The sequence below is a fragment of the Tenacibaculum skagerrakense genome (genome assembly GCF_004345825.1).
Classification (GTDB): Bacteria; Bacteroidota; Bacteroidia; order Flavobacteriales; family Flavobacteriaceae; genus Polaribacter; species Polaribacter skagerrakensis.
In genome coordinates this window covers 25,955-37,955 of sequence record NZ_SLXM01000003.1, presented here as the reverse complement: position 1 = coordinate 37,955, position 12,001 = coordinate 25,955, and the positions used below count along the sequence as shown (strand labels likewise).

Sequence of the window (12,001 nt, the reverse complement as noted above, 5' to 3'; positions counted from 1 at the left end):
AACATGATAAAAATATACCACAATCCAAGATGTTCTAAATCTAGACAAGGTTTAGCTATTATAGAAGAAAGCGGAAAAGAATTTACAGTTGTTAAGTATTTAGACGAAACTTTAGATGAAAAGGAATTATCTGAACTTATAACGCTTCTTAATATCTCTCCAATAGAACTGGTAAGAAAAAATGAAAAAACCTGGAAAGAAGATTACAAAGGAAAAGAATTAAGCGATCAAGAGATTATTAAAGCTATGGTTGAAAATCCTAAACTAATTGAAAGACCAATAGTAGTAAACAATAAAAAAGCTGTTATTGGTAGACCTCCTGAAAGCATCAATGATATTTTGTAGAAATTAAAAAGCTCGCTAAAGGCGAGCTTTTTTTATGTATTTCAAATACTTTTTATACTTCCTCTAACTGACTTTTTGTTTTTGTTCTTCCATAATAATAAATGTAGATATAACACATCATAATCAATACAAAAGCTAATTTAAAACCTAAACTATCCACTAACATTCCGTATAACGGAGGAATAACAGCTCCTCCAAAAATAGCTGTACATAAAACACCTGAAGCTTGTGGTTTAAGATCTTCTAAACCTTCTAAACTTAAAGAGAAAATTGTCGGGAACATAATAGAGTTAAATAATCCAACTGCTAAAATTGCCCACATAGAAGCTAAACCTGTTGTTGCTACAGAAATAATAATCATTAAGATAGCTAAAGATGCAAAAAGTCCTAATACTCTTACTGGTGATAATATTTTTGTTAAGTAAGCGCCAATAAAACGACCAATCATTGCTCCTCCCCAATAAAAAACAACAAATACACCTAATAAAGATTTTGGATCTGAATCTGTAAATGATTTATTAAATAAGGTAGCAATTGTATTAGCAATAGACATCATAGTTTCATTTGAAGAAATTAAAGGCGCTAAATTCATATCCATAAAATAATTTACCAAATAACTACCAATAGCTACCTCAGCTCCAACATACACAAAAATGGCAATTACTCCCATTACTAAAGACTTTTTGCTTAATAACGTCTTATAGCCTTCATTGGGAACTTTTTCCATTACTTTAGGGAGCTTTACAAAAACAAATATGACGGCCAACAACACTACAAAAAAAGCAATACTTAAAAAAGGTGTTTGTACTGCTGATGCTTCAGAAATATAATATGCTTCTTTTTCAGCGCTTGCCAAACTTGCAATTTCTTCTTGAGTTTTAACTTTATCACTTAAAATTAACATTGCTCCAATTGCTGGTGCTATTGTTGTTCCTAAAGAATTAAAAGCCTGAGATAAATTCAATCGACTACTAGCGCCATCTTCAGAACCTAAAACTGCTACATAAGGATTTGCTGCAACTTGAAGAATTGTCATTCCTCCAGCCAACACAAAATAAGCCAACATAAAAACACCAAAAATACGATAGGAAGCAGCTGGATAAAACAATAGGCAACCCAAAGCCATTGTTATTAGTCCTAATACAATTCCGCGCTTATAACCTATTCTAGCAAGAATATTCCCTGCAGGAATTGATAATAAAAAATAAGCACCAAAAAAAGCAAACTGAACTAGTCCTGCTTGAAAATAAGATAATGTAAATACTTCTTTTAATCTAGGAATTAAAGAATCTACTAATACGGTAATAAATCCCCATAAGAAGAATAAAGAGGTTAAGAAAACAAAAGCCGTTTTATACGATTTATTGGTTGTTGTCATATGAATTATTTGGTCTTTAAATAAAAATCTGATTGAATATTTTTTGTCTCTCCATTTTTAAACATGTTATAGCTAAACCATTCGTGAATTGAATAACTTCCTACTTCACCTTTTTTGTTTAATGCAATATAACACACTTGAAAATCTTTATAATTACTATTTGGTCTACTTACAATTCTTTTAATAGCCTCTTCACAAGCTTCTTGTGGCGATTTCCCTTGTCGCATTAACTCAACAATTAAAAAGCTACCAACTGTTTTTAACACTTCCTCTCCTAATCCAGTAGCAACTGCACCTCCAACTTCATTATCAACATACAAACCAGAGCCAATTATAGGTGAATCTCCAATTCTACCTGCCATTTTATAAGCCAATCCACTTGTTGTACAAGCTCCAGAAATATTTCCTTCAGCATCCAAAGCTAACATTCCAATCGTATCGTGGTTTTCAATGTTTATAATTGGTTTGTATTCTGATTTCACTTTCCAATCTTCCCATGCTTTCTTGGAATCTTCCGTTAATAAATCCTCCTTAACAAAACCGTTAGTTAATGCAAATTTCTCTGCTCCTTCTCCAGCCAAAATTGCGTGAGGCGTTTCTTCCATTACCTTTCTAGCCAAAGAAATTACATGCTTTATGTTTTTCACTCCAACTACAGCTCCATAATCACCTTTCTCATTCATTACACAAGCATCTAGCGTAACATCTCCATCTCTATCTGGTAAACCTCCAATTCCAACAGTTTGATTCTTCGGATTTGCTTCCTCCTTTTTACAACCTTCAACTACTGCATCTAACGCAGAACCACCATTTTTGAGGACTTCTGCCGCCGCATTAATCGCGTCAGGAAAATTCCAAGTTCCAATAGCTATTGTAGTAATTTGTGACTGAACTTTCTCCTTTTTTTCTTCAGCACTTGACTCTTCTTTCTTGCTGACACAATTGTATATAGTTAGCAACGAGAGCAAACTTAGACTAATTGCTGGTATACTTTTTATAAATTTTCTGCCTTTCATCCTATTATTTTATCATTATTTCATCAACAAAAATCCATGAACGTCCATCGTGTGGATAGCCTAAATGCCATTTTGGTAATTCTCCTAATTTTTTGGCTTTGATTTTTATGTAACGAGCAAATAAACGCTGATTCACTTGCACTTTATTAATCTTAACTTCATCTGTCTGAAATGGCTTTGGTGCTTTCCATTCTTTAATTTTTCGGAATGATTTTCCGTTGTTGGAATAATAGATTTCAACATCAGTAGGTAGGAAAATCCAACTTCGCTGATCGCGTAAAAAATTTATTTCAACACTGGAAATTTGTTTCCGCCTTCCAAAATCAACAATTGCTTCCACATCTTCATTCCAGTATCCTTGCCATGTACCTGTTCTAAAATCTTCTGTTCCTAGAATTCCATCAATTAAAGCGTTATTTCCACCAGCATTGTATTGATTCGCATACTTTGTTTTTAATTCGATTTTTATATTCGGATCAATTTTATAGAAATCGGTAGTTATAATCGAACTTTTAATTTCCCCCCTTTGAGAATAAACTTGTAGCGTCGACTTTTCTTCAATTGTAAAAGGATTTTTATATTCTTGGTATGCACTTCCATTTAATGAATAATAAGTTAGTACATGTTTCTCTACATTCGCTAAAACAACCTGCGTACTTCCTTTAAAAGCTACTTCTCCTTTTTCTATAAATGGAGCTGGAACAATTAAATATTCATTTATACTTGTAACTGGATGTTCTTCTTCTTTCGTTCCCCAATCTGAAGGAGTATCGATCATCTCAAAAACTATAGTGCCTCCATTGACAATTTCTTCATGAGTAATGTAAGTCCTATTCAATGACTTTCCATTTAGAAAAGCTTCTTTTATATACACATTTTTATCGCTCAGATTCTTGGCTTGAACAGTAAATACTTTTCCATTCTCAAGATTAAAAGAAGCTTTATTAAACAATGGTTTTCCAATGATATATTGATTTGAACCTGGAGTTACGGGATAAAACCCTAAAGAACTAAAAATATACCAAGCACTCATTTGTCCGCAATCTTCGTTTCCTGAAATTCCATCTGGAGAATTTGTATATTGTTCCGTTAAAATTTGCTGAATCTTTTCTTGAGTTTTATGAGGTTTTCCCACAAAATTGTACAAATAAGCCATGTGATGACTAGGTTCGTTTCCATGCGCATACTGACCAATTAATCCCGTGATATCTGCTTGATGACGACCTGAGGTCTCTGCTTCAGCTTTAAATAGCGTATCCAAATTCTTTTCTAAAACCAACTTCCCTCCTAGTAACTTTATGTAGCCAGAAATATCTTGAGGAACATAATTACTATACTGCCATGCATTTGCTTCTGTGTAATTAAAGTTTACTTCGTAAGAATCAAACGGAGCAAACCAAGTATTTCTAAAACGACCTCTCATAAATTGAGATTTCGGATCAAAAATATTCTTATAATTCTGAGCTCTTTTTATATACGTTTTATAATCCGCAGGCTTATTAATTGCTTTTGCCATTTGAGCAATCGTCCAATCATCATAGGCATATTCTAAGGTTTTAGAAACCGATTCACTTTCTTTCTCTACAGGAATATAACCAAGACTTTTATATGATTTTAATCCCAACTTATCACGAGTTGCAGAATGTTTCATGGCTTGTAATGCTTTTTCTGCGTCATATCCTTGAATTCCTTTTAAATACGCATCAGCTATTACAGGAACAGCATGATAACCAATCATACAACCTGTATAATTTGCAGATAAATCCCAAATTGGCATAATTCCACCTTCCTCATACTTTGCTAAAAATGTATTGATAAAATCATTCGTTCGTTTTTGTTCAATAATAGTATATAAAGGATGTGTAGCTCTGTATGTGTCCCAAAGAGAAAAAACGGTATAATAATCGAAATCTTTAGTTTGATGAATTTCTAAATCCATTCCTCTATATCTACCATCAACATCTTGATATATATTGGGAGCAATCATTGCATGATACATGCTGGTGTAGAAATTCGTTTTATAATCATCATTATCGCTCTCTACTACAATTTTTCTTAACTGCTTCTCCCAAATATCTTGTGCATCAATATATACTTCTTGAAATGATTTATTGCTAATCTCTTGTTGCCAATTATTTTGTGCTCCTTTTTCATCAACGGCTGAAATTCCAATAGTAATTTCCATTGCAATCCCCTTAGAAATACCAAAATCAAAAGCCGCTTTTACTTTCTTACCACTTTGAGCATCATCTAAAAAAGTTACTTTTTCAAATGGTTGGCTAAAATGAATATCATAAAATAAATTTTGATTAGTTGCCCATGCTTTTGATTTTCTATATCCAGAAATGGTATTCTTAGAATTAACAGTCACTTTTGAATCTAATACTTCATCTCGATGCTCTAAATCTAAAATTATAATTTGTTTAGAGCCTTTTGGAAAATTATATCGGTGCATTCCACTTCGTTCAGAAACGGTTAATTCAACATCAATATTTGTATCATCTAAATGGACTTTATAATAACCTGCTTCTGCAACTTCTTTTTCATGAGAAAACTTTGATCGATAACCTTCTTTGCCATCTGCTCCATTATTAAAAACAATATCATTCGTAGGCATTAATAAGATATCTCCATAATCTGAAACTCCAGTTCCACTTAAATGCGTATGAGAAAATCCGTAGATATATTCATCAGAATAATGATACCCAGAACAACCATCCCATCCATCCAAACGAGTATCTGGACTTAATTGCATCATCCCAAAAGGCATTGTTGCACCAGGATAGGTATGTCCATGGCCACCTGTTCCAATAAACGGATTCACATATGAAATTAAAGGTTTTGTGATTTTTGCGGGAGTAATTGTTCCTTTTTTACAACTATACAGTAATAATCCTATTAAGAAAAGGAGTATTGTTTTAAGCTTCATTTGGTTTAGATTCTTATTTTTAAGTTCCCTAATATACTAAAATGAAAATTTTAAAATACTTCATTCCGTTTTTATTACTATGTATTCAATGTACAAAAGAATCTAAGAAAGCAATTCAACCGGCTATTATTCCTATACCAGAGTATCAAGAAGTTAAAAAAGGTTCATTTGTTTTTTCAAGTGGAACTCATGTTACAGGAGATTCTGAGGTATCAATAGTAATCAATTATTTTAATACGTATGTAGCAACAAATCTTAACATAAAACCAAACGCTAATAACGAGACGAATACTATTACTTTTTTGATTGATAACGAAATTAAAAACGATGAAGAATATCATTTGTCAATTACAGAAAATAACATTCAAATAAAGTCTAAGACAGCTAAAGGTGCTTTTTATGGAGTACAAACTTTACTACAATTAGTACCAACAAAAAATGATTCAAAAGAAATTGCGATACAATGTTTAGAAATTAAAGATAAGCCTGAATTTGCTTATCGAGGAATGCATTTAGACGTTGCTAGACATATGTTTTCTGTATCATTCATTAAAAAATACATTGACGTTATTGCCTCATTGAAATACAATACTTTTCATTGGCATTTAACTGAAGATCAAGGTTGGAGAATTGAAATAAAGAAATATCCTAAGCTACAAGAAATTGCAGCATTTAGAGATGAAACACTTATTGGACATTATAATGATCAACCACAGAAATTTGATGGTAAAAGATATGGAGGTTATTATACCCAAGAAGAAATAAAAGAGATTGTGAAATATGCTTCTGAACGTTTTGTTGAAATCATTCCTGAAATAGAAATGCCTGGACATTCTCAAGCTGCCATTGCTGCGTATCCAAAATTGGGATGCACTGGAGAAAAAGTTGAAGTTGCTAAAAAATGGGGCGTTTTTAGCGAAGTATATTGTCCTTCGGAAACAACTTTTAAATTTTTGGAAGATGTAATAGATGAAGTAATTGAATTATTTCCTGGAAAATACATTCATATTGGAGGAGATGAAACTCCTAAAACGAATTGGAAAAACTCGACTTTTTGTCAAGAATTAATCAAAGAAAAAAACTTAAAAGACGAACATGGTTTGCAAAGCTATTTCATCAAGAGAATGGAAAAATACATCAATTCTAAAGGAAAACAAATTATTGGTTGGGATGAAATTTTAGAAGGAGGTTTAGCTCCAAATGCTACGGTTATGTCTTGGCGAGGAACAGAAGGTGCAGTTAAAGCAGCAAAAGAACATCATAATGTAATTTTAACTCCTTTATCTCATTGCTATTTCGATTATTATCAATCTGAAAATGAAAACGAACCTTTAGCCATTGGTGGTTTTTTGCCTCTAGAGAAAGTTTATAGTTTTAATCCTATTCCAGAAGAACTAACCCAAGAAGAATCTAAATATGTTTTAGGAGCTCAGGGAAATATTTGGACTGAGTACATAAAAACTCCTGAAAAAGTTGAATATATGGCTTTTCCTAGAGCAGTAGCTTTAGCCGAAGTTCTTTGGTCTAAACCCGAACATAGAAATTTTGAAAACTTTGAAAACAGACTTGAAATTTTCCATGAACAATTAAAAAGTAAAAAAGTCAACTTTGCAAATCATTTACATGAAATCGAAGGGGATTTATCTAAAAATGAAAATGATGAACTTGTGTATTCTTTAGAGTCAGCTTCAAAGAAATCTGTTATTAGATATACTTTAGATGGAACAACTCCATCTATTACTTCAGATGTGTATAAAACTCCGATTCTAATTGATAAAACTACCCATATTAAAGCAGCGAGTTTTGATACTGAAAAACAAGTAAGTTCCTTATTTACAACAAAAGTTAAATTACACAAAGCAGTTGGTAAAAAAATTAGTTTAAATGTTGAGCCACATCGATCTTACAACGCTGGAGGAAAACAAGCTTTAATTAATGGAATTTCTGGTAGTGATAAACGATATGGTGATAAAGAATGGCTTGGTTTCTCTGGAGACGATGTAAAAATCACCATTGATTTAGACACTTTAACGTCTATAAACAGTATCAAAATGCGTTTTCATAATGGAAACGGACAATGGATTTACGCTCCTGAAAATATTAATATAGTATTTGACAATAAAGCAAAACATAAGTACGAAATTAAAAATGATAGCTTGCTAGTAAACTTTACTACTAATTTCGATGCTATAGAAACTAAAACGATACAAATAGAAATTCCCAACTACGGAATTATTCCGGAAGGAAGACAAGGTGGAGGCTTTAATGCTTGGACATTTATTGATGAAATAATTATTGAATAATGAAATTAGAAGTTTGTGCAAATTCATATCAATCGGCTTTTAATGCAGAAAAAGCTGGAGCTCATCGAATAGAATTATGTTCAGAATTAAGTTTAGGAGGTATAACACCTTCATACGGATTGATACAAAAAGTAACTTCTGAATTAACCATAGAAACCTTTGTGTTAATTCGACCTAGGAGTGGAAACTTTGTGTACTCTGAGGATGAATTTGAAATAATGAAACAAGACATTGTAAAATGTAAATCATTAGCAGTGAATGGGATTGTTTCAGGTGTTTTAAGAAAAGATAATACAATCGATATAGAACGAACTGAAGAATTGATTTCTTTAACTTATCCGCTTCCTTTTACTTTTCACCGAGCTTTTGATTTGATTACGAATCCAATTGACGGAATTAAGAAATTAATTGAGTTAAAAGTTAATCGAGTATTAACTTCTGGTCAACAAAACAAAGCGTTAGAAGGTATTTCTTTATTGAAAGAATTAAATCAACAATTTGGTCATCAGATTATCATTCTACCTGGTTCTGGAATAAATTCTAATAATGTTTATGAATTCAAAAAAGCAGGTTTTACTGAAGTTCATGCTTCAGCTTCTAGTAAAATTGAAGAAAGTTCCGCTTTAAGCTTCGATGGAATTACTCAAACAGTTTCTGACTCAGAAGAAATAAAGAGGATTTTAAACGTTATAACTTCTTCACAAAATTCTTATTAATCAAAAATGTGATTACTGCAGAGATATTTTACCGTCATTGCGAATGAAGTATAACGAAATGAAGCAATCTGCAAATCAAAAGTAAGATTACTTCGTCGTTACCTCCTCCTCGTAATGACGTATCGTTCAGATTTATTTACATTTAAAAATCATTAAGAACTCTTAAAAAAGTACGATTTTAAAAAACCTAATCCGTAACCATAAAATTGAGTGAGAGTAGTTACAATACTTAAATAAGCAACTTTAAAACTTTTATTCTGTAGTAAAGAGTCTAGGAACAAAACAACAAAATAAGCTACATAACACAATAAAAATTGCCAGTAACCAAACAACGCTAAGACTAAGAATATATCTAAACCTACAATAAATAAAGATGGAAACCAATAGGTAATTTTCTTTGTACTTGGAAATCTTCTATTCAATTCTGGGCGTGCTGTTCCAAAAGAAAAGGTTTGCTTAAAAAATTGTTTGATACTTGTTCTTCTTTTGTGATAGACATAAGCTTCAGTAATTAACTGTGTGTCGTATCCTTCGCTCCATAATCGAAAAGATAAATCAATGTCCTCTCCTACTTTATAATGATTGAAACCTTTTGTTTTTTTAAAAGCTTCTTTAGAAATTCCCATATTGAAACTTCTTGGCTGAAACTTCCCTACACTTTTTTTCTTGCCACGAATTCCTCCTGTAGTAAAAACAGAAGTCATAGAATAATTAATAGCTTTCTGCAATGGAGTAAAACTCTCATGTGCTTTATCAGGTCCTCCGAAAGCATCCGTAAAATTATGTATTAAAGCATTTTTTACACTACTTAAATAAGTAGTTGGTAAAATAACATCAGAATCTAAAATAATAAAGTAGTTCCCTGTAGCTCTTTCCATTCCGAAATTACGTGACATTCCAGCTCCAGAGTTCTCTTTATAGTAATATTTTAAATGTAGGTTTGAAGCGTATTTTTTAATAATATCTTCAGATGAAATATCTGATCCATCTTCCACAATTAAAACCTCATAATCATCTCCGAAGTCTTGTTTCGTTAAACTATAAAGTAACTCATCAATTTCTTTTGGTCGATTATAAACCGGTACAATTATGGAAAAGGATAAATTCATTTATACTAGGACAGATTCATTAATTTCTTTGGTAATTCCGTTCCAAAGATGAACTCTCATTTTTAAAGCTTTTTTAGCATAAAATAACACATCTTCCCATTTTTGTTGGTCATCCCCACATAATTCCTCTATCATTTCAAGTGATAATGGTCCGTGTTCATCTCCATCTAATTCAATATGCCTCTTTAAGTAATAGGTTAATTTACTGTAGTTAGCATTACTTTCTTCTTCAGTGTTTTTAACAATTTCTAAAAACATATCTGGAATTAAATCTTCACGACCGAACGTAAAAACAGATGCAATTAAATGAGATTCTTTTGTTTGAATCACTTCAAAAGTAAAAGACACAAAGTCTAAAACACCCTCATTAACATTACTCTTTTTAAGAGCCTCTTTAATATCATTTCCATCATACACTTCTGAAATGAAGTTAGCAATTAAAGAGGTATTCGCTCCCACTTGTTTCATTGCATCAACATACATTTCAAAATGACTTTTAGGTTCTCCTAATTCATTTACATCAGTCTCTTCTCCTAAAACTATTTCGTTAATAAAACGAGCTGTTTTAGTATTAACCTTTGGAAACCAAGGTAAACTTACACAAGTTAATTCACGTTGTAACGCTTTTAGAAGCGACATAAAATCCCAAACTGCAAATACATGAGATTCCATAAAGACTTTTACATCATCAATATTCTTTAAAGAAGCGTAAAGCTCGTGCTCTCTTAACGTTAATCGTAAACCTTCTAACTCTTTTTCTATGAAAGATATTTTGCTCATAAATTATACCTAATAAAAAATGCAAATCTAAAGATTTGCATTCTTGTATTTTGATTCTTTTAATAAGAAAAATTTATTCTTCTGTAAATCTTTCCATTACTGCATCACTCACACCCATGTTAGAGAATCCTCCATCGTGGAATAAGTTTTGTAATGTTACTTTTTTAGTTAAATCAGAAAACAATGAAATTGTATAATCTGCGCACTCTAAAGCAGTTGCATTTCCTAACGGAGACATTTTTTCTGCATATGCTAAGAATCCATCGAATCCTTTTACTCCGCTACCTGCAGTTGTTACCGTTGGCGATTGTGAAATTGTATTTACACGAACTTTATGATCTCTTCCGAAGAAATATCCAAAACTACGCGCAATAGACTCTAAATATGCTTTATTGTCTGCCATATCGTTGTAATCTGGGAAAACTCTTTGTGCAGCCATATAGGTTAATGCTACAATACTTCCCCACTCGTTCATTGCTTGTTTGTTATATAAAACATTCATTGTTTTATGAAAAGATACAGCAGAAACGTCCCAGCCTTTAGTTGTAAAATCGTAGTTAGGATCTGTATAGTGCTTTCCTTTACGAACGTTTACAGACATTCCAATTGAATGCAAAACAAAATCTAATTTTCCTCCTAAAATTTCCATAGATTTTTCAACTAAACTTGTTAAATCTTCCATAGAAGTAGCATCGGCAGGAATCACTTGCGATCCAGTTTTCTCAGCTAATTCATTTAATTGCCCCATTCTAAGTGCAATTGGTGCATTAGTTAATACAAACTCAGCTCCTTCTTCGTGAGCTCTTTCTGCAACTTTCCAAGCAATTGAATTTTGATCTAAAGCTCCGAAAATAATTCCTTTCTTACCTTTTAATAAGTTATACATGTTTTAGTGTTTATTTTCCTATTGGTTAATTAATTTTAAGCGTTGAATAAAACTCATTTTACGTTTTACTCTATTTATTGACGCATAAATTGATTCTAACGTTTTGTTGTTTAAAGTCTCTTGAACTGCTAATTTATAATACTTATGAGCATTCATTAAATCTTTTTTTAATTCATATGCTTGTCCCATTTTATTATAAATAGTTGACTTATCTACAACAGAACTTTGTACTACTTTGTTGCCAAAAGTAATCATTTCATCATTAAGATACATATCTATTAGTAAATATGCATAATTACTGTAGGCAGCATGGTAATCTGGCGCGAATTTAATCGCCAATTCTAAATGTCTTTTTGCTTTAGGAAAATTGTTATACTTTAAATTATACAACCACCCTAAATGATTGTGAGCTCTTCCGTAATCTGGAAACTCATCTAATAATTCTAATAACATTTCTTTAGCTTCAACTATCTTATTTTCTTCGATCAATTGATCTGCTTCGAAGAATAAATCCTCTGCTCTATTATCACTCATACTCC

10 protein-coding genes are annotated in these 12,001 nt (G+C 31.8%); 3 read left to right on the top strand and 7 right to left on the bottom strand.

All coding sequences use genetic code 11. The features are described from left to right. Window positions 1–3 precede the first annotated feature (3 nt). On the top strand, window positions 4–345 hold the full coding sequence (gene arsC / locus EV195_RS06230; RefSeq protein WP_132794042.1) for an arsenate reductase (glutaredoxin): 342 nt from the start codon (window positions 4–6) through the stop codon (window positions 343–345). Between the two features lie 52 nt (window positions 346–397). Here the strand turns inward: arsC and EV195_RS06225 are convergent, their stop codons facing one another. The 3 genes from EV195_RS06225 to EV195_RS06215 are packed head-to-tail and all read right to left on the bottom strand — an operon-like array spanning window position 398 to window position 5,668. Further along, window positions 398–1,723, bottom strand: a complete 1,326-nt coding sequence (locus EV195_RS06225; RefSeq protein WP_132794040.1) for a sugar MFS transporter — start codon at window positions 1,721–1,723, stop codon at window positions 398–400. A 5-nt stretch (window positions 1,724–1,728) separates the two neighbouring features. Then, on the bottom strand, window positions 1,729–2,739 hold the full coding sequence (locus EV195_RS06220) for a N(4)-(beta-N-acetylglucosaminyl)-L-asparaginase (protein WP_132794038.1): 1,011 nt from the start codon (window positions 2,737–2,739) through the stop codon (window positions 1,729–1,731). Between the two features lie 4 nt (window positions 2,740–2,743). After that, complete coding sequence (locus EV195_RS06215) at window positions 2,744–5,668, bottom strand: GH92 family glycosyl hydrolase (protein WP_132794036.1); 2,925 nt, start codon at window positions 5,666–5,668, stop codon at window positions 2,744–2,746. 41 nt (window positions 5,669–5,709) lie between these two features. Between EV195_RS06215 and EV195_RS06210 the strand changes: the two genes are divergently transcribed. Together EV195_RS06210 and EV195_RS06205 are read left to right on the top strand one after the other, a co-directional pair. Then, entirely contained in the window at window positions 5,710–7,971 is a 2,262-nt protein-coding gene (locus EV195_RS06210) for a beta-N-acetylhexosaminidase (protein WP_132794034.1), read from the top strand. Beyond that, the gene (locus tag EV195_RS06205) at window positions 7,971–8,687 is read left to right on the top strand and encodes a copper homeostasis protein CutC (protein WP_132794032.1); all 717 of its coding nucleotides are present in this window, start codon (window positions 7,971–7,973) and stop codon (window positions 8,685–8,687) included. Before EV195_RS06210 ends, EV195_RS06205 begins: the two co-directional genes overlap by 1 nt. A 152-nt stretch (window positions 8,688–8,839) precedes the next feature. Here EV195_RS06205 and EV195_RS06200 read toward each other — a convergent pair whose 3' ends face one another. From EV195_RS06200 to EV195_RS06185, 4 genes are all read right to left on the bottom strand, one after another. Further along, window positions 8,840–9,796, bottom strand: coding sequence for a glycosyltransferase (locus tag EV195_RS06200; RefSeq protein ID WP_132794030.1), 957 nt, complete (start codon window positions 9,794–9,796; stop codon window positions 8,840–8,842). Then, entirely contained in the window at window positions 9,797–10,576 is a 780-nt protein-coding gene (locus tag EV195_RS06195) for a DUF3050 domain-containing protein (protein WP_132794028.1), read from the bottom strand. 73 nt (window positions 10,577–10,649) lie between these two features. Continuing rightward, window positions 10,650–11,462, bottom strand: a complete 813-nt coding sequence (locus EV195_RS06190; protein WP_132794026.1) for an enoyl-ACP reductase FabI — start codon at window positions 11,460–11,462, stop codon at window positions 10,650–10,652. Between the two features lie 18 nt (window positions 11,463–11,480). Then, window positions 11,481–11,996, bottom strand: a complete 516-nt coding sequence (locus EV195_RS06185) for a hypothetical protein (RefSeq protein WP_132794024.1) — start codon at window positions 11,994–11,996, stop codon at window positions 11,481–11,483. Window positions 11,997–12,001 lie beyond the last annotated feature (5 nt).